General features: G+C 41.3%; 19 protein-coding genes. 12 read left to right on the plus strand and 7 right to left on the minus strand.

The features are described from left to right. Position 1: 1 nt before the first annotated feature. The 5 genes from gyrB to dnaA form a co-directional block, all read right to left on the minus strand. Positions 2-1,915 carry a DNA topoisomerase (ATP-hydrolyzing) subunit B gene (gene gyrB, locus ABFV83_RS17010; RefSeq protein WP_349945487.1) on the minus strand — a complete coding sequence of 638 codons (1,914 nt, stop codon included), beginning with the start codon at positions 1,913-1,915 and terminating at the stop codon, positions 2-4. A gap of 21 nt (positions 1,916-1,936) precedes the next feature. After that, a complete protein-coding gene (gene recF / locus ABFV83_RS17015) occupies positions 1,937-3,022 on the minus strand; it encodes a DNA replication/repair protein RecF (protein WP_349945489.1) in 1,086 nt (361 codons plus the stop codon). 8 nt (positions 3,023-3,030) lie between these two features. Then, positions 3,031-3,240 carry an RNA-binding S4 domain-containing protein gene (locus ABFV83_RS17020; RefSeq protein WP_054741589.1) on the minus strand — a complete coding sequence of 70 codons (210 nt, stop codon included), beginning with the start codon at positions 3,238-3,240 and terminating at the stop codon, positions 3,031-3,033. A gap of 53 nt (positions 3,241-3,293) precedes the next feature. Next, positions 3,294-4,415 carry a DNA polymerase III subunit beta gene (dnaN, locus tag ABFV83_RS17025; RefSeq protein ID WP_349945490.1) on the minus strand — a complete coding sequence of 374 codons (1,122 nt, stop codon included), beginning with the start codon at positions 4,413-4,415 and terminating at the stop codon, positions 3,294-3,296. Positions 4,416-4,673: 258 nt separating this feature from the next. Further along, on the minus strand, positions 4,674-6,050 hold the full coding sequence (gene dnaA / locus ABFV83_RS17030) for a chromosomal replication initiator protein DnaA (RefSeq protein ID WP_349945492.1): 1,377 nt from the start codon (positions 6,048-6,050) through the stop codon (positions 4,674-4,676). A 464-nt stretch (positions 6,051-6,514) separates the two neighbouring features. Here dnaA and ABFV83_RS17035 point away from each other — a divergent pair, with 464 nt between their 5' ends. The 9 genes from ABFV83_RS17035 to rsmG all read left to right on the plus strand — a co-directional run bounded on the left by ABFV83_RS17035 (position 6,515) and on the right by rsmG (position 14,338). Next, the gene (locus tag ABFV83_RS17035; RefSeq protein ID WP_349945494.1) at positions 6,515-7,144 is read left to right on the plus strand and encodes an ECF transporter S component; all 630 of its coding nucleotides are present in this window, start codon (positions 6,515-6,517) and stop codon (positions 7,142-7,144) included. 296 nt (positions 7,145-7,440) lie between these two features. Further along, positions 7,441-7,575, plus strand: coding sequence for a 50S ribosomal protein L34 (rpmH, locus tag ABFV83_RS17040; RefSeq protein ID WP_013274848.1), 135 nt, complete (start codon positions 7,441-7,443; stop codon positions 7,573-7,575). A gap of 75 nt (positions 7,576-7,650) precedes the next feature. Continuing rightward, complete coding sequence (gene rnpA / locus ABFV83_RS17045) at positions 7,651-7,998, plus strand: ribonuclease P protein component (RefSeq protein ID WP_349945496.1); 348 nt, start codon at positions 7,651-7,653, stop codon at positions 7,996-7,998. 4 nt (positions 7,999-8,002) lie between these two features. Next, entirely contained in the window at positions 8,003-8,218 is a 216-nt protein-coding gene (gene yidD / locus ABFV83_RS17050; RefSeq protein WP_349945498.1) for a membrane protein insertion efficiency factor YidD, read from the plus strand. A 19-nt stretch (positions 8,219-8,237) separates the two neighbouring features. After that, the gene (locus ABFV83_RS17055) at positions 8,238-9,518 is read left to right on the plus strand and encodes a YidC/Oxa1 family membrane protein insertase (protein ID WP_349945500.1); all 1,281 of its coding nucleotides are present in this window, start codon (positions 8,238-8,240) and stop codon (positions 9,516-9,518) included. A gap of 11 nt (positions 9,519-9,529) precedes the next feature. Then, positions 9,530-10,195 carry an RNA-binding cell elongation regulator Jag/EloR gene (jag, locus tag ABFV83_RS17060; protein WP_349945502.1) on the plus strand — a complete coding sequence of 222 codons (666 nt, stop codon included), beginning with the start codon at positions 9,530-9,532 and terminating at the stop codon, positions 10,193-10,195. An 82-nt stretch (positions 10,196-10,277) separates the two neighbouring features. Continuing rightward, positions 10,278-11,657, plus strand: a complete 1,380-nt coding sequence (gene mnmE / locus ABFV83_RS17065; protein ID WP_349945504.1) for a tRNA uridine-5-carboxymethylaminomethyl(34) synthesis GTPase MnmE — start codon at positions 10,278-10,280, stop codon at positions 11,655-11,657. Positions 11,658-11,694: 37 nt separating this feature from the next. After that, entirely contained in the window at positions 11,695-13,596 is a 1,902-nt protein-coding gene (gene mnmG / locus ABFV83_RS17070) for a tRNA uridine-5-carboxymethylaminomethyl(34) synthesis enzyme MnmG (protein ID WP_349945505.1), read from the plus strand. Positions 13,597-13,606: 10 nt separating this feature from the next. Next, positions 13,607-14,338, plus strand: coding sequence for a 16S rRNA (guanine(527)-N(7))-methyltransferase RsmG (gene rsmG / locus ABFV83_RS17075; protein WP_349945507.1), 732 nt, complete (start codon positions 13,607-13,609; stop codon positions 14,336-14,338). 88 nt (positions 14,339-14,426) lie between these two features. On the opposite strand, the gene ABFV83_RS17080 is transcribed toward rsmG, so the two are convergent. Next, positions 14,427-15,374 carry an alpha/beta fold hydrolase gene (locus ABFV83_RS17080; RefSeq protein ID WP_349945509.1) on the minus strand — a complete coding sequence of 316 codons (948 nt, stop codon included), beginning with the start codon at positions 15,372-15,374 and terminating at the stop codon, positions 14,427-14,429. Between the two features lie 418 nt (positions 15,375-15,792). Between ABFV83_RS17080 and ABFV83_RS17085 the strand changes: the two genes are divergently transcribed. Genes ABFV83_RS17085 through ABFV83_RS17095 form a run of 3 tightly spaced genes read left to right on the plus strand, consistent with a single transcriptional unit; the run spans position 15,793 to position 18,041 of the window. Next, positions 15,793-16,563: an AAA family ATPase gene (locus ABFV83_RS17085; RefSeq protein ID WP_349945511.1), complete on the plus strand. Its 771-nt coding sequence runs from the start codon at positions 15,793-15,795 to the stop codon at positions 16,561-16,563. 2 nt (positions 16,564-16,565) lie between these two features. After that, positions 16,566-17,510 carry a ParB/RepB/Spo0J family partition protein gene (locus ABFV83_RS17090; protein ID WP_349945513.1) on the plus strand — a complete coding sequence of 315 codons (945 nt, stop codon included), beginning with the start codon at positions 16,566-16,568 and terminating at the stop codon, positions 17,508-17,510. A gap of 24 nt (positions 17,511-17,534) precedes the next feature. Then, positions 17,535-18,041, plus strand: a complete 507-nt coding sequence (locus ABFV83_RS17095; RefSeq protein WP_349945515.1) for a DUF4446 family protein — start codon at positions 17,535-17,537, stop codon at positions 18,039-18,041. A 108-nt stretch (positions 18,042-18,149) separates the two neighbouring features. Here the strand turns inward: ABFV83_RS17095 and coaW are convergent, their stop codons facing one another. After that, entirely contained in the window at positions 18,150-19,016 is an 867-nt protein-coding gene (gene coaW / locus ABFV83_RS17100; protein ID WP_349945516.1) for a type II pantothenate kinase, read from the minus strand. Positions 19,017-19,294 lie beyond the last annotated feature (278 nt).

A 19,294-nucleotide genomic window follows, 5' to 3' on the forward strand; every position in this document is an offset into this window, starting at 1 on the left:
ATTAAACATCAAGATTCTGTACGTATTTGGCGTTGGCTTCGATAAATTCACGTCTTGGCTCTACCTGATCGCCCATTAAGGTGGTAAAGGTTAAATCCATTTCGGATGTGGTGTCCTCATTCATGACGACACGCAGAAGGACTCTTCGTTCCGGGTCCATGGTGGTCTCCCAAAGCTGTTCTGCGTCCATCTCTCCAAGACCTTTATAACGCTGGATCTTATTGTTGTTGTCACGGCCGATTTCTTTCAGGATGGAATTAAGCTCTTCATCGCTGTAGGCATACCATACCTTTTTATTTTTTTCCACCTTGTATAAAGGAGGCTGTGCCAGATATACATAGCCCTCCCGGATAAGCTCCGGCATGAAGCGGTATAAAAAGGTGAGCAGCAAGGTGCTGATATGAGCACCATCCACGTCGGCATCGGTCATAATGATGATTTTATGATATCTTAATTTGCTTAAGTCAAAGTCTTCATGAATTCCTGATCCAAATGCGGTAATCATTGCCTTTATTTCCGCATTGGCATAAATCTTGTCAAGCCTTGCCTTCTCCACGTTAAGGATCTTTCCACGCAGGGGAAGGATGGCCTGAGTATTCCTGGAACGGGCCGTCTTGGCAGAGCCCCCGGCACTGTCTCCCTCTACGATGTAGATTTCGCAATTTTCCGGATTTTTGTCGGAGCAGTCTGCAAGCTTTCCAGGAAGGGCCATCCCCTCAAGGGCGGTCTTTCTCCTGGTTAAATCCCTGGCTTTTCTGGCTGCGGCTCTTGCCCGCTGGGCCAGGATGGATTTGTCACAGATGGTTTTTGAAAGGCTTGGATTCTGCTCTAAATAATAAGTGAACTGTTCTCTTAAGAGGTTGTCCACCGCTCCTCTTGCCTCACTGTTTCCTAATTTCTGCTTTGTCTGGCCCTCAAACTGAGGCTCCTCAATCTTGACGCTTATAATGGCTGTCAGACCTTCTCTGATGTCCTCACCGGATAGGTTCGTTTCATTTTCCTTTAACAGCTTGTTCTTTCTGGCATAATCATTTAAGGTGGTTGTCAGGGCACTCTTAAAGCCAGCCAGATGGGTTCCTCCTTCCGGAGTATTGATGTTATTGACAAAGCTGTAAATATTTTCTGTATAGGAATCGTTGTGCTGCATGGCTACTTCAACATAAACACCATCCTTTGTTCCTTCACAGTAAAATACCTGATCATAAAGAGAGGTTTTTCCCTTGTTTAAATAGGTGACAAATTCCTTGATGCCCCCTTCATAATGGAACACGTGCTCATGGCTTTCTTCTCTCTCATCTTTCAGGACAATCTTCAAGTTTTTGGTTAAAAATGCAGTTTCACGGAGACGGATTTTTAAGGTATCATAATCAAAGATCGTTTCTTCAAAAATATCTTTATCGGGAAGGAAGGTAACCTTTGTCCCATGCTCATCCGGACCGCAGTCTCCAATGACCTTTAAGGGGTACATGGTCTTTCCCTTTTCATAACGCTGTTTATAGACCTTTCCATCCTGGCGGATTTCTACCTCAAGCCACTGGGAAAGAGCATTTACAACAGAAGCGCCCACGCCGTGAAGGCCGCCGGAAACCTTATATCCCCCGCCGCCGAACTTTCCGCCGGCATGAAGGATGGTAAATGCCACCTCTACTGCCGGTATCCCGGCCTTTTTCTGAATTCCTACGGGGATCCCTCGCCCGTCATCCACAACTGTAACGGAATTGTCAGGATGGACAATCACCTCTATGCTGTCGCAATATCCTGCCAGAGCCTCATCCACCGCATTGTCCACGATCTCGTAAACCAGATGATGAAGTCCCCTTGTGGATGTACTGCCGATATACATACCAGGTCTTTTTCTTACTGCCTCAAGACCCTCTAATATCTGGATTTGATCTGCACCATATTCTTGACTCATATTTGCACGCTTCCTCCTGAATTAATTTTCACTGCCTACGGTACCGCTTACCACCCGGAATATCTTATCAACTGGAAACCGGTTTCTTACAAATTCTTCCAGTCCCGTACAGGTGATCACGGTCTGTATATGATTGATTCCTGCAAGTAATTGATTTTGTCTGCTGCTGTCCAGCTCTGATAATACGTCATCCAATAAAAGGATGGGATAATCATATACTGTTTTTTCTACCAGTTCTATTTCTGCAAGCTTTAAGGACAACGCCGCTGTCCTTTGCTGCCCCTGGGAACCGAACCGGCGAATGTCGATTCCGTTGATGATGAAACTTAAATCATCCCGGTGGGGACCGGTAAGCGTTGTTTTCTGCTTGATATCCTGCTGCCTGCTTCGCCTTATGACATCTTCAAACGCATCCGCCTCTACATTTGGCTCATAAAGGATGCGCAGAGTTTCCTTTTCCCCGGAAAGATTCCCGTGGATGGGTCCGATGATACCATCCAGCTGCTCTATAAATGCCTTCCGGTAACCCATCATTTCTTTTCCATATTGGACCAGCTGCATATCCCATATGTCCAGGGTTTCCTCATAATCAGGCCGGAAAGCCATATCTTTTAACAGTTTATTGCGCTGCGTCACAATCCGATTATACTGCACAAGGGAATGGACGTAAAGCTTATTTAGTTGACATAATTCCAAATCAACGAACCGGCGCCTTTCGGCCGGTCCGTTTTTTATGAGATTTAAGTCTTCCGGAGAAAAAAATACAACGTTGACTATTCCAAACAATTCACTGGCTTTCCTTATGGGAACGCCGTTTACTGCCACGCCTTTGGCTTTATTCTTCTTCAAATGCATGTCAATCCGGTATGGAATATCTTTCTTTCTGATGTTTAGCTTGATATGCGACTCATCCCTGTCAAACTGTATGATTTCCTTATCCTTGCTCCCTCTGTGGGATTTTGTCGTAGCACAGACATAGATTGCTTCTAAGACATTTGTTTTCCCCTGGGCATTGTCCCCATAGAGTATATTGGTTCCCTGACTAAAATCCATATGTAATTCATCATAGTTGCGGTAATTCTTAAGCTCTATCGATTCAATTATCATGGATGGTGTTATTCCTCGATTTTGATGGTATTACCTTCAAACGTGACTACGTCTCCGGCTCTTAATTTCTTTCCTCTCTGGTATTCTACCTGGCCGTTGACGCGTACAAGTCCATCCTCAATGACAAATTTGGCATCAACTCCTGATCCCACCATTCCGGAAGCCTTTAAAGCCTGTCCCAGCTTGATGTATTCATCCCTTAACTTGATTGTCTCCATATTTTCCTCTCTATTTTCCAAATCCCATATTTCCCTTACCAGACATGGACAGTTTAAACCGCTGCCGCATTAAAGTTGACAGGAAGGATCAGGTAAATATATTTTCCCTCTTCATCCCGGATAAAGCAAGGGGATTTGGGATTCAGCATATAAAGGGTTACTTCTTCGTCATCAATGATCCTTAAAGCATCAATCAGAAACTTTGGATTAAAGCCGATCATGATGTCGCTTCCTGTTTTATGAATCGGAACCTGGGCATTCATGGAACCAAAGCTGGAATTCATCTTAAGCTGCATTTCCTGATCTTCAATATTCATGATCAGGGGCTTCTTATCATTTTCCCTTACCAGGATGGTGGCCCGGTCAAGACAGTCTAAAAGCTCTCTTTTATTGACTGAGGTCTTTGTCTCATAATCGCTGGAAAGCATCTGGTCAATCCGGAAATATTCACCTTCTATTAAACGGGAAACAACGATGGTATCATCAAATTCGAATAAAATGTGATTGGTGCTGAAGAAAATAAGCACTTCTTTTTCATTATCTCCGCCCAGGATCTTGCTGACTTCATTTAGAGTCTTGCCAGGAACAATGACTTTTATATCATGATAAGTATCTTTTAATTCAATATTTCGGATAGAAATCCTGTGGCCATCCAGAGAAACCACCTTTAACTGGTTCCCGGATACCTGGAAAAGCTCTCCAGTCATCATCTTATTGCTGTCATTGGGGGCAATGGAAAAAATGGTCTGGCGGATCACTTCCTTTAAAGAGAACTGGGAAAGGCAGATATAATGATCCCGTTCAATATACGGAAGATAAGCAAATTCCTCCCCATCCCGTCCCTGGATATGGAATACAGAGTTTTCACAGGAAATGGTGGTGGTAAATTTCTCATCGCTTTCAATGGTTACAAGGGAATCTCCTGCAGAAGAGAGTTTTCTTACGATCTCTGAAAGCAGTTTTGCCTCAAGAGCTATTTTTCCTCTCTCCAGGATGGTTCCTTCTACCTTAGTTTCAATTCCCAGCTCCATGTCATTGGCAGTCAGTTTGATCTCTGATCCGCTGGCATCGATGAAGATGCATTCCAGGATGGACATAGTTGTTTTACTGGGAACTGCTTTCAGTACGATATTAATGCCGTTTAGGATCTCATCCTGTTTAAATGTCAGTTTCATAATTGTTGATAACTCCTTTGCTCTAGAAATTGCAATAAATAGATGGATGATATAGTTAAATTCCGTAGTAGTAGTAGTAGGGGCTGTGGGTTTGTGTAAAAGCCTTAATAACCTATATAAAGGCAGATGTTTCCATGTTCATAACGATGTGAATAACGTCCACAAAATCTAAGGAAAACTATGAGGTTATCCACATGTAGATGAGAAACAGTTTTAGGCCCTTGATTATCCACAGAAGATTAACATCTAATACACACCTTATTGTGGATTGATTTTCTTTTTCAGAATTTCAATGGTGTTATTTAAAGATTCGTTTTTGGTCATGTTTGTGGTGATTTTTTCTATGCCATGGATGATGGTGGTATGGTCCCTTCCTCCTAAGTATTTTCCGATCATCTGCAAGGGGGTTCCAACCATTTCGCGGCAGAGATACATGACAATCTGACGCGGATAAACAATTTCCTTGTTCCGTTTCTGGGAAGAAATATCAAGAGGAGTAATGCCGTAGTGATCTGCAACTACCTGTATGACAAGTTCCGGCGTGATTTCCCGCTTATCGTTGGGGGAGATGATATCCTTTAATGCTTCTTCAGCCAGTTCTACAGTGATCTCCTTATTATCAAGGCGGGAGAGGGCTACGATTTTAGTCAGGGCGCCTTCCAGCTCCCGGATGTTGGACTTTATGTTGGTTGCTATGTATTTAATGACTTCATTGTCAATGTTATAGCCTTCCATTTCCTCTTTTTTCCGGAGGATGGCCATCCTGGTCTCATAATCAGGGGACTGTATGTCCACTGTTAAGCCCCATTCAAACCGGGAACGGAGCCGTTCCTCCAATGTTTCGATTTCTTTTGGCGGTTTATCAGAGGAAATGATGATCTGCTTTTTGGCTTCGTACAAGGTATTGAAGGTATGGAAGAATTCTTCCTGGGTACTTTCCTTACCGATGATGAACTGGATATCGTCGATCAGCAGAACGTCATTGTTGCGGTACTTCTCACGGAATTCCGTAGAAGAGAAGTTATTTTTGTTACGGATCGCGTCAATCAGCTCGTTGGTAAATTTCTCGCTGGTCACGTAGAGGACCTTTGCAGCCGGATTATTTTTTAAGATAAAATGACCGATGGAATGCATTAAGTGGGTCTTTCCAAGACCAACGCCTCCGTATATGAACAGAGGGTTATAGATTTCGCCTGGAGATTCCGCAACAGCCAATGAGGCAGCATGAGCCAGGTTGTTGTTGGCACCTACCACAAAGGTATCGAAGGTGTATTTCGGATTTAAATTTGCGGTTATGATGGCAGACTGGCTGACCTGATTCATGGTATTGGTAATAAGAGTGTTGCCTGCAGGTGCGGCTGCGGCCTCTTTTTGGATCTGGTTTTCAACGACAAAATCGACGCTGCACTCAAATCCAGTCACTTCTTCTATGGTAATCTTTAGAAGAAACCCGTATTTTTTGCGGATGTATCCCAAGAATTCCACATCCGGTACCGTGACGATGACTTTTTCGCCGTTTACAGAATAAACCTTCAGCGGAAGAAGCCATGTTTTAAAAGACACGTCCGTAATTTCGTGTTCTTCTTTTAAATTCAATAAGATTTCATCCCATTTTTCCTTTAACTTTTCTAACATTCTAAGTCTCCTACGTTTATAAAAATGCAAATATGCGCATTTACCCAATCTACAGTTCATTCTATACTATTTCGAAACAATTTTCAATGATAATAGAAAAAAATTGTGGATAAGTGTGTGCAGAGGATGTGTATTGCATGTGAATCATATGTTGATAATCATCCAGAGAGATAGTTGTCCACAAAAAAGGCAGATTTGGAAAGTTATGTTATTCACATCCCGGGAGTATGGAATTTATCTGGGCTTAAAGGACAGGCCTGTGAATAAAACGGCAATTATCAAGATAATATCCATAGAGTTTTCCACAAGTTATCCCCATAATGTTGATAAGTTTATGTAAATTAACAAAATGGGAGTGAATTTACTGACGCAGATTGACGGATAGTAACTTTCTATAATATAATGCACGTGTAACCAGATGCATTGTATCTTATTTAAAAGAACAGTAGCACAGGAGGTAAAAAATGAATATTGAAAACAAAACCCGTAGCCTGGTATTGGCAGCTGTATTTGTTGCCATTATCGTCATCATGGCGTTTACGCCCTTTGGGTATATCCCTCTGGGATTTATGAACGCCACCATCATTCACGTTCCAGTCATAATTGGAGCCATTATTCTTGGACCAAAATATGGCGGATTTTTGGGAATGGTATTCGGACTGACAAGTTTGTGGAAAAATACCAATATGCCCAATCCTACATCCTTTGTTTTTTCTCCCTTTATTAAAGTGGGAGAGTACGGCGGAAATATTGGAAGCCTGATTATTTGTATGGTTCCCAGAATTCTTGTGGGAATCGTAGCCTATTATGTATTCCGTGGAGTGTTAAAAGCTCTGGGCGAAAAAAGCGGAAAGAGGACCATTGCTTTAGGAGCCGCAGGGGTTGCCGGATCATTAACCAATACTCTTTTGGTAATGAATCTGATTTACTTATTTTTCGGAAAAGAATATGGACAGGCAGCAAAAGGACTGACGGAAGGAATTTATTCCGTTATTATAGGAATTATATGCATCAACGGAATTCCGGAGGCCATTGTGGCGGGAATACTTACGGTGGCGGTTACACAGGCCTTATTTAAGGCGATGAAAGGGTAATTACTGATAATAACAGAGCCATTTCTCCACGTATAAATCATTTTTGTGGAGAAATGGCTCTTAAAGTTTCCCGGTATATGGGAGTGAATGTTTGTTATGCATTTAATCCAGTATCTGGAAAGCCCCGCTAAAGCGCCGGGAGATGGCTGGTTTTAAAAGAAAAAAATACATTTTTCCCTTGACTAACCACCTTTTGTTCTATATAATTGAAACGATGTTTAATTAAAATAGTCTCAATATGTTTCATCATATTGCCTATGATAAGCTATTGTAACAAGAGGAGGTGTCCGTAGATTATGAAGATGACGTTTCAGCCAAAAAAGAGACAGAGATCTAAAGTTCATGGTTTTAGAGCCAGAATGAGCACTCCAGGCGGCAGAAAAGTTTTAGCTGCCAGAAGAGCAAAGGGAAGAGCAAAATTATCAGCTTAATGGACCAGGCCGCAAGTAATTGTGGCCTTTTCTTTTCTCAAATTCCTGGGAAACAGGAAAAAAGGAAAACGTTTCATGAAACATTTTAATTCAATTAAGAAAAGCCGGGATTTTCAAGAGGTTTATCAAAACGGAAAGTCCCTTGCCAACAGACTTCTTGTAATGTATGTCAGGAAAACGGACAGGCCTGAAACCAGAATCGGCATATCCGTCAGCAAGAAAGTAGGAAACAGCGTTGTAAGACATCATATAACCAGATTAATCAGAGAGAGCTTCAGGCTTCATGAGGAAATGGTAGAGGCAGGATTAGACATCGTAGTCGTTGTAAGATCAGCGGCAAAGGAAGAAAATTACAAAACAATCGAAAGTGCATATCTGCACTTGTGCGGACTTCATAACATTTTAAAAAAAGAATCGAAGTGATCTTATGGTAAAAAAAATCATGATTTTGTTGATCAGAGGATACCAGAAGTATTTATCTCCTCTGAAAATAAGAACTCACTGCATTTACACGCCTACGTGCTCTCAATACGCCATTGAAGCACTTAAAAAGTATGGTGTGTTAAAAGGTACATTTTTGGCTTGCAAGAGGATACTTCGGTGTAATCCATTTGCAAAAGGCGGTTATGATCCAGTTCCGTAACAGATGAGGAGGTAGTTCATTGGAATTCTTAGTATTGACTAAGGTAGGAGGCATCTTGGGGCCGTTTGCGACCGTTCTGGGTGTAATAATGGATTGGCTTTTTAAGCTGACCAGTACATTTGGTATCCAGAATATTGGTTTATGTATTATTTTATTTACTCTTGTAACAAAGCTTCTTATGTTTCCGCTGACCTTAAAACAGCAGAAATCTTCAAAGCTTATGAGTGTTATGCAGCCGGAAATTTCGGCGATTCAGGCAAAGTATAAAGGAAAGACCGACCAGGAATCTATGAGAAAACAGAACGTGGAGGTTCAGGCGGTTTATGAGAAATATGGAACTTCCATGACAGGAGGCTGTGTACAGCTTGTCATCCAGATGCCCATTTTGTTTGCCTTGTATCAGGTTATTTATCATATTCCTGCTTATGTACAGAGCGTGAAAGCGGTATTTGAAAATGTGGTGACATCCATCAATTCCCTTGGAGTGGATCATGTTGGGATGTTGACACAGTTTGCTACAGATAATAAAGTTAATATATCAAGAATCGGAAGTCTTACAACCAGCAATGGAATGGTAGATTTCTTATATCAGTTAAATCCAAGCCAGTGGAATTCTTTACAGGGATTATTTCCTTCCATTAAGGATACCATTGCAACCAATGCAGCACAGATTTCCCATATGAATTCCTTCTTTGGAATCAACCTGGCTTCTACGCCATCCAGCGTACTGTTTCCGCCAGGAGGGGGGTTCCATTTCAGTCTTGCCATTCTCATTCCGATTCTGGCAGGTTTAAGCCAGTGGTTCAGTGCAAGGCTCATGACAGTAAACCAGCCTAAAAATGGGAATGATGAAAACAATGCCATGGCTCAGTCCATGAAGAGCATGAATACAGTCATGCCGCTTATGTCAGTATTTTTCTGCTTCACCTTTGCATCCGGTATCGGTATTTACTGGATTGCCTCCAGCGTGTTCCAGATCATCCAGCAGGTTGCGGTAAACCGTTATTTGAACCGGATTGACATGGATGATATGATTAAGAAGAATGTTGAAAAGGCTAATAAAAAACGTGTGAAGAAAGGACTTCCTCCTCAGCGCGTTGCCCAGAATGCTACAGCCAGCTTGAAAAATCTTCAGGCGGCCAATGAAAAAGAGGAAGCTGAGATTAATGCCAAGGCTGAGAAAACAAAAGAACAGGTTAAGGCCTCCAGCGATTATTATAACAGCGGATCTTCAAATCCGGGCAGCATTGCGTCAAAGGCGAGGATGGTCGAGAAGTACAACGAAAAGCACAATAAATAGGAGGGTGACCTATGGATATGATTACAGTTTCAGCAAAAACCGTTGATGAAGCGATTACAAAGGCATTAATCGAATTAGGGACAACCAGTGATAAGCTGGAGTACGAGATTGTTGATAAAGGCAGTAATGGTATTCTGGGATTTATCGGTTCAAAGCCGGCTGTCATCCGTGCAAAAAAGAAAGAAACCATGGAAGACAAGGCTATGGCCTTTCTTTCCGATATGTTCGGCGCTATGGATTTAGGTGTCCATATGGAAGCTTCTTACCATGAAAAGGAAAAAGAACTTTCCATTAACATGTCAGGAGATGACATGGGAATTTTAATTGGAAAAAGAGGACAGACCCTGGATTCCCTGCAATATCTGGTAAGCCTTGTTATAAATAAGGAAAATGAAGATTATATCAGGGTAAAGCTTGATACGGAAAATTACAGGGAGCGGAGAAAAGAAACTCTGGAAACTCTTGCAAAGAACATTGCTTACAAAGTGAAGCGCACAAGACGTTCTGTTTCTCTGGAACCGATGAATCCTTATGAAAGAAGGATAATTCATTCCGCACTTCAAAATGACAAGTTTGTTATAACAAGAAGTGAGGGAGAGGAACCATTCAGACACGTTGTTATTTCCTTAAAGAAGGATTATTCAAAAAAGGACCGGAATCAGGAAAGAGATAAATAGACAAATAACTATGAGGGGTTGAGGCTGTCGGAAGGCACCCTCGCCCCTTTTCTTAAACAGGTGTTTATTCAGGTGATTGAATATGAAGATGAATACAATAGCGGCCATCGCCACAGCCATGTCCAGTTCCGGTATCGGAATTGTAAGGATCAGCGGCGAGGAGTCATTTCAGATTATAGATAAGATTTTTAAGGGTAAGGGAAAAGGGGAGAAAAAGCTTTCTAATGAGCCATCTCATACCATCCATTACGGCTATATTTGTGACGGGGATGAGGTCATTGATGAGGTTCTGGTTCTGATCATGAGAGGGCCAAGAAGCTATACGGCAGAGGATACGGTTGAGATTGACTGCCATGGAGGAGTTCTTGTAACGAAAAGAATTCTGGAGACTGTGTTAAAGTACGGTGCCAGTCCTGCGGAGCCTGGAGAATTTACGAAAAGGGCATTTTTAAACGGCAGGGTGGATTTATCCCAGGCTGAGGCTGTTATTGATGTGATTAATGCCAAAAATAATTATGCCTTAAAGTCTTCTGTCAGCCAGCTGGAGGGAGCTGTTTCCAGGAAAATAAAGGATATGAGGGATAAAATTATTTATCATATCGCTTTTATTGAATCAGCTCTTGATGATCCGGAACACATTTCCCTGGATGGGTATCAGGAGCTTCTTTTGGAGGCAATTAAGCCTTTAAAAGAGGAACTGAATCTTCTTATTAAGTCTGCGGATAATGGAAGAGTTCTTTCAGAAGGCATTGAGACTGTTATATTAGGAAAGCCCAATGCAGGAAAATCTTCCCTTTTAAATGTTCTGGTGGGAGAGGAGCGGGCAATTGTTACGGATATTGCAGGAACCACCAGGGATACCTTAAAGGAGCAGATCAGGCTGGAGGACTTAAGCCTTAATATCATTGATACGGCAGGAATCCGGGATACAGAGGATGTGGTCGAAAGGATTGGTGTTGAGAAGGCAAGAAATGCGGCCCAGGAAGCGGACTTAATTATCTATGTGGTGGATGGGTCCTGCCCCCTTGATGAAAATGATGAGGAGATTTTAGAATTCATTGAGAACCGGAAGGCAGTGGTACTCTTAAATAAGACGGATCTTATTCCTGTTGTTACAGAGGATATGCTTAAAAAGAAAACCGGACACCAGGTAATTCCCATTTCCGCAAAGGAAGGTATTGGGATCGGGAACCTGGAGGATGAGATAAAGGCCATGTTCTATCAGGGTGAAATTGATTTTAATGATCAGGTTTACATCACAAATGTAAGGCATAAGAATGCCCTTTTGGAGGCTCTTAAGAGCCTTTCTATGGTGGAAGACAGTGTGAAAGAAGGAATGCCGGAGGATTTTTATTCCATTGATTTAATGGATGCTTATGAGCAGTTAGGGACCATCCTGGGAGAATCGGTTGGGGATGATCTGGTGCATGAGATATTCCGTAAGTTCTGTATGGGTAAATAAGGAATTTTAATGGGGAGTGATAGGAAAGGAGAATGAAATGCAGCATTTAGAAGAATTTTATGATGTTGTCATAGTCGGTGCAGGCCATGCCGGCTGTGAGGCGGCCCTGGCCTCAGCAAGGCTGGGCCTTGAGACAATTATGTTTACAGTCAGTGTGGACAGTATTGCGCTGATGCCCTGTAATCCTAATATCGGCGGCAGCTCCAAAGGCCATCTGGTTAGGGAGCTGGATGCTTTAGGCGGTGAAATGGGCAAAATTATAGATAAAACCTTTATCCAGTCCAAAATGTTAAATCAGTCAAAAGGACCGGCAGTCCATTCCTTAAGGGCTCAGGCAGACAAGCAGGAGTATTCCAGAGCCATGAGAATGACCCTGGAAAATACGGAGCATTTGACCATAAGACAGGCAGAGGTTACGGAAATCATTGTAGAGGATGGAACCCTTACAGGTGTTAAGACCCTTTCCGGGGCAGTTTACCGCTGCAAGGCGGCAGTATTGGCTACGGGAACCTATTTAAAGGCAAGGTGCATTTACGGCGATGTAAGCGAATATACAGGCCCTAACGGCCTTAAGGCAGCCAATCATCTGACTGATTCCCTAAAGGAGCATGGAATCGAAATGCTGCGCTTTAAGACGGGGACTCCTGCCAGAGTGGATAAGAGAAGCATTGATTTTTCCAGGATGGAAGAGCAGTTCGGGGATGAGAAAGTGGTGCCCTTTTCCTTTTCCACGGATAGGGAAGTTTTGGAAAAGGAGCAGATTTCCTGCTGGCTTACTTATACCAATGAAAAGACCCACGAGATCATTCGGGAAAACTTAGACCGTTCTCCCTTATATTCAGGGGCCATTGAAGGCACCGGGCCAAGATACTGCCCATCCATTGAGGACAAGGTGGTAAAATTTCCGGATAAGGACCGTCATCAGGTCTTTGTTGAGCCGGAGGGCCTTTATACCAATGAAATGTACTTAGCCGGTATGTCAAGCTCTCTGCCGGAGGATGTGCAATATGCCATGTACCGGACGGTTCCGGGTCTTGAGAAGGTGAAAATAGTCAGGAATGCTTATGCAATTGAATACGACTGCATCAATTCCATCCAGCTTAAGTCCACCCTGGAAACCCTGCCGATCAGCGGGTTGTTTTGCGGCGGCCAGTTCAACGGAAGCTCCGGTTATGAAGAAGCGGCAGTCCAGGGCTTTATGGCCGGTGTAAATGCGGCAATGAAGATACTGGGAAGAGAACAGATCGTACTGGACCGTTCCCAGGCTTATATCGGCGTTCTGATCGATGATCTTGTTACAAAAGAAAATCATGAGCCATATCGCATGATGACTTCACGGGCTGAATACAGGCTGTTGCTGCGTCAGGACAATGCAGATATCCGTCTGATGAAGATCGGCCATGACATTGGATTGATCAGCGAGGAGCAGTACGAAAATCTGCTTTTAAAGGAACGGATGATTGAGGAAGAAATCAGTCGTTTGGAAGCTGCAAATATAGGAGCATCCAGAGAAGTGCAGGAATTCCTGGAAGAAAACGGGAGCACTCCTTTAAAAACCGGTACAACCCTGGCTGAGCTGGTGAGAAGACCAGAGCTTGACTATGTTATGTTAACTAAAATAGATAAAGACAGGCCCACTCTTTCTGAAGGGGTGATGGAACAGGTCAATATTAATATTAAATACGATGGATATATCCGCAGGCAGAGACAGCAGGTAAACCAGTATAAAAAGCTGGAGAATAAAAAGCTTGATGTGGAATTTGATTATTCCACGGTAAAGGGGCTTAGAAGAGAGGCCATCCAGAAATTGAATCTGTATAAGCCAATGTCCATTGGACAGGCATCCAGAATATCCGGTGTGTCACCGGCAGATATATCTGTTTTGCTCGTTTATTTAGAGCAGCTTCGATATCAGAAGAGCCTGGAAAAGAAAGAATGAGGAATGATATATGACAGGAGCATTTGAAGAAAATCTCCGGAAAGAATTGAATTTATTATCTATAGAATTGAAAGAAAATCAAATAAATCAATTTTACAATTATTTTCAGTTGTTAGTAGAATGGAATAAATTCATGAATTTAACTGCAATTATAGAAATGGATGAAGTGATCACAAAGCATTTTGTTGACAGCTTATCCCTGATAAAAGCAGTAGAGGAGATTGGTACAAAGGATTACAGAATCATTGATGTAGGAACCGGGGCAGGGTTTCCTGGAATTCCTCTAAAAATTGCATTTCCTGATTTAAGAATCACATTAATGGATTCCTTAAATAAAAGGGTGAATTTTTTAAATGAAGTAATCAATGGTTTGGGACTTGAAAAAATAGAAGCCATCCACGGGAGGGCAGAAGACCTGGGAAGAGACACTCTCCATCGGGAACAGTATGATTTTTGTGTCTCCAGAGCAGTTGCTAACTTAAGCACTTTATCAGAATACTGTATGCCCTTTGTAAAAGTGGGAGGTCATTTTATTCCATATAAATCCGGGAAGATTGAAGAAGAGTTGGCTGCCGCAAAACACGCCATATTTTTATTAGGCGGAAGTGTGGAGGAAGTGAAAACCTTTTTATTGCCGGGAACAGATGTGGAACGGTCATTGGTTAAGATAGTCAAGAATAATGGTATCTCTAAAAAGTATCCAAGAAAAGCTGGCCTGCCATCAAAGGAGCCGTTAAAATAAAATGTTTCACGTGAAACATCCTTAAGCTGTTAGATCAATAATTGAGCAGTGGATGTTTCACGTGAAACATTATTTTTTACTATTTTGATTAAACAAAGAACATTTGAATAATACGATACAGTTCAGAAGGATTTTCCAGCTGAGGAAGGTATTTGGAGTTACCGATCAAAGAACTTTCAATGGCCGGATTATATATCTGATATTCCCGGATCATCTCGCTAATGTTTTCCATTTCACATCCCCCAATAATATAAATGCTATTATTGATTTTCTTTAAAGCATTTGCAATGTTACACTTGGTATAATTACATCTGACACTGGCATACAAGGATTTAGGTGATTCTCCTAAATGTGCTGATTCATAGTAGGCATCAACCAGTGAGGTCTTCACGGAATAAGGATTATAGAAGTTATTAGAAAATTCTTCCATAATTGCCTGTTTACTGGTAGCAATGTGGTAGAGCAGTGTTCCCAAAACAGGCAAGTCCAAAATAAATTTATAAACTTTGCCATGTTTATTTGGTATCTGGCTGCAAGACAGTAAGGTATCCGGATTAATCAGCATAATCTGATCAAATAATTCCGGTGACTGATTGCATGCCATAACAGCAAGTGGTGATGAGGAGCCGGATGCAATGACATTGGTACGATGTCCAATTTCTGATTTGATGAAATCAGAAATCATCTGAACATATAGATAGTTGGTATAAGTCAGATCCGGTTTTTCAGAGCGTCCGCATCCTAAAAGATCCACAGCGTATACGGTATACTGCTCTTTTAAATAATCTATCATTTGATTCCATTCATATCCGCTGGAACAAGCCGTTAAATCATGAATGAGTAAAAGTGGCTTGCCGGTTCCTGTTTTTGTATAATGAATATTACCAAAACGCCATTTATAGCAAAGGGATTTTGAATCGGACAATATGTTTTTGGAGGTTGCGGAATATTTAATACATTTATTTATGACAGCAGTGGCAGTAGCAGTGCTGGCTGATAAAATAAGCAAGGTTAATAATTTGTTCTTTGTTTTCATATTTTACCTCCTGAAGTGAGTTTATCTTTTCTTATTATAATATAATCAATATGGACTTACAACGCCTAACATATTAATTTATTCTTAAAACTTGGAAAAACCTTACAGATATTCTTTTTTAGTGGAAGAACTTGACCATAAACCTGTTAAAATTTGTTGGATACAGCCTTATAACAGCTAAGTATAGGAATAAAACTGGCAAAATGTTTCACGTGAAACATTTTTTGTAATTTATAGATTTTTTTTACAGGAAACCATAGGAAAAAAAAATAAAGTATGCTATACTCTACTTTGAAATGCAATTTCCGGATGTTATAACAGGAAAAGGTTGAAAGGAAAAAGTCTTTTAACCTTGAATTTGTGGATCAACTGGATAAAAAAGCATATCCCCTTGATTCATTAGGAGGCAAAATTAAAAATGGGAAGAATCATTGCGATAGCAAACCAGAAGGGCGGAGTCGGTAAAACGACTACTGCGATCAATTTATCTGCTTGTCTTGCGGAATCAAGACAGCGGGTATTGGCTGTGGATTTTGATCCACAGGGAAATGAGACCAGCGGATTGGGGGTTGAAAAAAGTTCCATTGAGCGAACCGTATACGATCTGCTGGTAGGAGAGTGTGAAATTGAAGAATGCCTGATTACCAATGTTCAGGAAAACCTGGATTTGCTTCCTTCCAATGTGGATTTAGCAGGAGCAGAAATTGAATTATTGGAAATCGAGAACAAGGAAACACTCCTCAAAACATATCTTGAAAAAATCAAGAAACACTATGATTTTATTATCATAGATTGTCCTCCGTCATTGAATCTATTGACAATTAATGCCTTAACAGCTGCAAACACTGTATTAGTACCAATTCAATGTGAATATTATGCGTTAGAAGGATTGAGCCAGGTACTGAAAACGGTAAATTTGGTAAAAAAGAAGCTAAATCCCGCCCTTGAGATGGAAGGTGTTGTTTTTACCATGTATGATGCCAGGACAAACCTTTCCCTGGAGGTTGTGGAAAGTGTTAAAAATAATTTAAACCAGAATATCTATAAAACCATTATACCCAGAAATGTCAGACTGGCAGAGGCTCCCAGCCATGGAATGCCGATTAATTTATATGATTCCAGATCAGCAGGAGCGGAAAGCTACCGGTTACTGGCGGCAGAAGTAATAAGCAGAGGAGAAGAAATATAATTATGGCAAAGAGAACGGGTTTAGGAAAAGGCCTTGGAGCAATTTTTGGAGATGAAGTAATGGAATCTGCGGCAGAGGAACAGGAAATGAAGAACCATCCAAAGCCGGAGCAGACAATTGTAAAAAAAGAAACAGGACAAGAGGAACAAGAAGCCGGAAAAGGGTTGTTCCTCAAAATATCCTCCATTGAACCGAATCATAATCAGCCAAGAATGGAATTCAGGGAGGAATCCCTCATAGAATTGGCGGAATCCATGAAAGAATATGGTGTTTTGCAGCCACTTTTGGTACAAAAAAAGGGGGATTTCTACGAAATCATTGCCGGTGAACGAAGATGGAGAGCGGCAAAGCTGGCAGGTTTGAAAGAAGTTCCTGTGGTGATCCGGGAGTACACAAAGCAGCAGTCAATGGAAATTGCATTGATTGAAAATGTACAGAGAGAAGATTTAAATCCCATTGAAGAAGCCAAGGCTTATCAAAGGCTGATGCAGGAATTTGGATTAAAGCAGGAAGAAATCGCAGCACGCGTAGCAAAAAACAGGGTAACCATAACCAACAGCATGCGTTTATTAAAGCTGGAAAAACGAGTCCAGGATATGCTCATACAAAACCAGATCACAGGAGGACATGCCAGAGCGCTTCTGGCTGTTGATGATCCGGAAATGCAATTTCAGATTGCAGGAAGGATCGTTGCTGAAAATCTAAGTGTCCGTGAAGTGGAAAAGCTTGTTAAATCCTTATCGAAGAAAAAAGAGCCAAAGGAAAAAAAGGAAGAGGATGAAAGCATTTTTCTGATATTCAGGGAATTGGAAGACCGAATGAAAACTGCCATGGGAACCAAAGTAAGCATTAACCGGAAAGACAGTAATAAAGGAAGAGTGGAAATTGAGTACTATTCTGAGGCAGAATTGGAAAGAATAGTAGAGTTGATAGAATCCATAAGATAACATCATAGAAGCGAGGACGAAAGAATGGACAACAGTATATTGAATCAGTTACCGGTTGATCCTGCTTTTTTAATAATTGGATTAGCCGTAATTACCATGATATTACTGATCGTTGTAATCATATGTCTGGTTCAGATGAGAAAGCTGTATCGCAGATACGACTATTTTATGAGGGGGAAGGATGCGGAGACCCTGGAAGAGATTATTATGGAGCAGATGGAGGATATTGCGGAGCTTAAAGCGGAAGACCGCGCCAATAAGGATTCTCTTCGTAATACCAACAAGAATTACAGAAGTGCTTTCCAGAAATTTGGACTTATAAAATACAACGCGTTTAAAGGGATGGGCGGTAACTTAAGCTTTGCAATGGCAATCCTTGACTATACAAATTCCGGTTTTGTTTTGAATTCCGTTCATAGCCGGGAAGGATGCTATGTTTACATTAAGGAAGTGGAAAGAGGAGAAACAGATGTTTTGCTTGGAAGCGAGGAAAAGGATGCTTTGGAGCAGGCATTGGGATATCATTCATAAAAACCAGGTGCGGCAAAAGCTGCACCTGGTTTTTTATAATAGTAAAAGCGTTAGAATTTTTGATCAAAATCCATGAAAGAATTGATAGAATTTTGGTTTACAATAATTCTACAAAGGTATATGATCTGAGGGGCATATAATCTGCTTCATTTCCATATGGCGTTTCTCTGCAAGTGCTGCTCCGATGGCAGTACCGTATTCCGCCTGGTCCGGTATAATGAAATGGACATGAAACATGGGCTCAAGGATTTGGAATACGTCTTTGCACTGAGGGAATTTTGCCAGATTTCCGGTCATGACAAAATTGGTGATATTGCTGTTCAGTGAAGATAAAATAGCGGATTTCGCAATAACCTGGAGTACCATATTAATGATTCCCACGGCAATATCCTCGTCGGATACAAGGTTTCTTACCTTACCGAAATTAGAGGCTGTGGCGGAAAGAGGAAGGCCGGGCAGGGGAGTTCTTGAGATATCCTGTATCTGTAAGTCAACATTGCTTATATTCCCCCGGCTTGCCAGCTCCATGATCTGGGAGATATCCTGGGTTTTAAGGAGAAGGCTTGAAAGGCCGAGGATGGTTCCTCCACCTATGCCGATTCCTCCGGTATGAGTAATTTTATCTCCGTTTACCTGGACAAGAGAGGTTCCAGTTCCCATGCTTACCACGATTAAGTCGTTCAGTCCAGTAAAATATTGTCCTCCCAGACCATTGCAGGTGAATTCGTCTACCTTAAAAGTAGGAATTCCGTATAAGGGCTGTTCTACGTAAGCGCTGCCAACCCCTGTGATCATAATTTTTTCAATTTCATTCAACTGGATGTTGTTTTCATAGATGAATTTTCCAAGAGCTCCAAACAGAGAAGCTATTGGGTTATCAGCTTTAACAAAAGTAGGAATTTTTAATTTATTATCTTGAAATCCTACAATTTTAGTTGTGCTTCCTCCAAGATCAATTCCAATTGTAATTTTCATAATTTTAAAATCCCCTTAATCTTGTATATAAAAAATATAATCTTACCTGAGAAAAAACGATGTTTAAGGTAACATAATTATATTTCAGCGCAAATATGTCTGCGTTTCTAAGGCTTACTATATCATACATGATGCGCATTGCCAAGTTTTTAAATCCGTCCAAAAGCCGTTTATCCTCCTTTTTATAAGAATAAACCGGGAAATAGATGCTCAGAATATAACTTATCTGAGCTTGCAGCGCAAGTGAAGATAAAAGGGCTGCTTCTTAGCCCGTTCAT

The organism is Lacrimispora sp. BS-2, assembly GCF_040207125.1.
Taxonomy (GTDB): domain Bacteria; phylum Bacillota; class Clostridia; order Lachnospirales; family Lachnospiraceae; genus Lacrimispora.

What these genes read in the sequence shown, in the direction of transcription:
- gyrB (WP_349945487.1), bottom strand. Translation starts at nt 1,915, where the DNA reads ATGAGTCAAGAATATGGTGCAGATCAAATCCAGATATTAGAGGGTCTT.
- recF (WP_349945489.1), bottom strand. Translation starts at nt 3,022, where the DNA reads ATGATAATTGAATCGATAGAGCTTAAGAATTACCGCAACTATGATGAA.
- ABFV83_RS17020 (WP_054741589.1), bottom strand. Translation starts at nt 3,240, where the DNA reads ATGGAGACAATCAAGTTAAGGGATGAATACATCAAGCTGGGACAGGCT.
- dnaN (WP_349945490.1), bottom strand. Translation starts at nt 4,415, where the DNA reads ATGAAACTGACATTTAAACAGGATGAGATCCTAAACGGCATTAATATC.
- dnaA (WP_349945492.1), bottom strand. Translation starts at nt 6,050, where the DNA reads ATGTTAGAAAAGTTAAAGGAAAAATGGGATGAAATCTTATTGAATTTA.
- ABFV83_RS17035 (WP_349945494.1), top strand. Translation starts at nt 6,515, where the DNA reads ATGAATATTGAAAACAAAACCCGTAGCCTGGTATTGGCAGCTGTATTT.
- rpmH (WP_013274848.1), top strand. Translation starts at nt 7,441, where the DNA reads ATGAAGATGACGTTTCAGCCAAAAAAGAGACAGAGATCTAAAGTTCAT.
- rnpA (WP_349945496.1), top strand. Translation starts at nt 7,651, where the DNA reads ATGAAACATTTTAATTCAATTAAGAAAAGCCGGGATTTTCAAGAGGTT.
- yidD (WP_349945498.1), top strand. Translation starts at nt 8,003, where the DNA reads ATGGTAAAAAAAATCATGATTTTGTTGATCAGAGGATACCAGAAGTAT.
- jag (WP_349945502.1), top strand. Translation starts at nt 9,530, where the DNA reads ATGGATATGATTACAGTTTCAGCAAAAACCGTTGATGAAGCGATTACA.
- mnmE (WP_349945504.1), top strand. Translation starts at nt 10,278, where the DNA reads ATGAAGATGAATACAATAGCGGCCATCGCCACAGCCATGTCCAGTTCC.
- mnmG (WP_349945505.1), top strand. Translation starts at nt 11,695, where the DNA reads ATGCAGCATTTAGAAGAATTTTATGATGTTGTCATAGTCGGTGCAGGC.
- rsmG (WP_349945507.1), top strand. Translation starts at nt 13,607, where the DNA reads ATGACAGGAGCATTTGAAGAAAATCTCCGGAAAGAATTGAATTTATTA.
- ABFV83_RS17080 (WP_349945509.1), bottom strand. Translation starts at nt 15,374, where the DNA reads ATGAAAACAAAGAACAAATTATTAACCTTGCTTATTTTATCAGCCAGC.
- ABFV83_RS17085 (WP_349945511.1), top strand. Translation starts at nt 15,793, where the DNA reads ATGGGAAGAATCATTGCGATAGCAAACCAGAAGGGCGGAGTCGGTAAA.
- ABFV83_RS17090 (WP_349945513.1), top strand. Translation starts at nt 16,566, where the DNA reads ATGGCAAAGAGAACGGGTTTAGGAAAAGGCCTTGGAGCAATTTTTGGA.
- ABFV83_RS17095 (WP_349945515.1), top strand. Translation starts at nt 17,535, where the DNA reads ATGGACAACAGTATATTGAATCAGTTACCGGTTGATCCTGCTTTTTTA.
- coaW (WP_349945516.1), bottom strand. Translation starts at nt 19,016, where the DNA reads ATGAAAATTACAATTGGAATTGATCTTGGAGGAAGCACAACTAAAATT.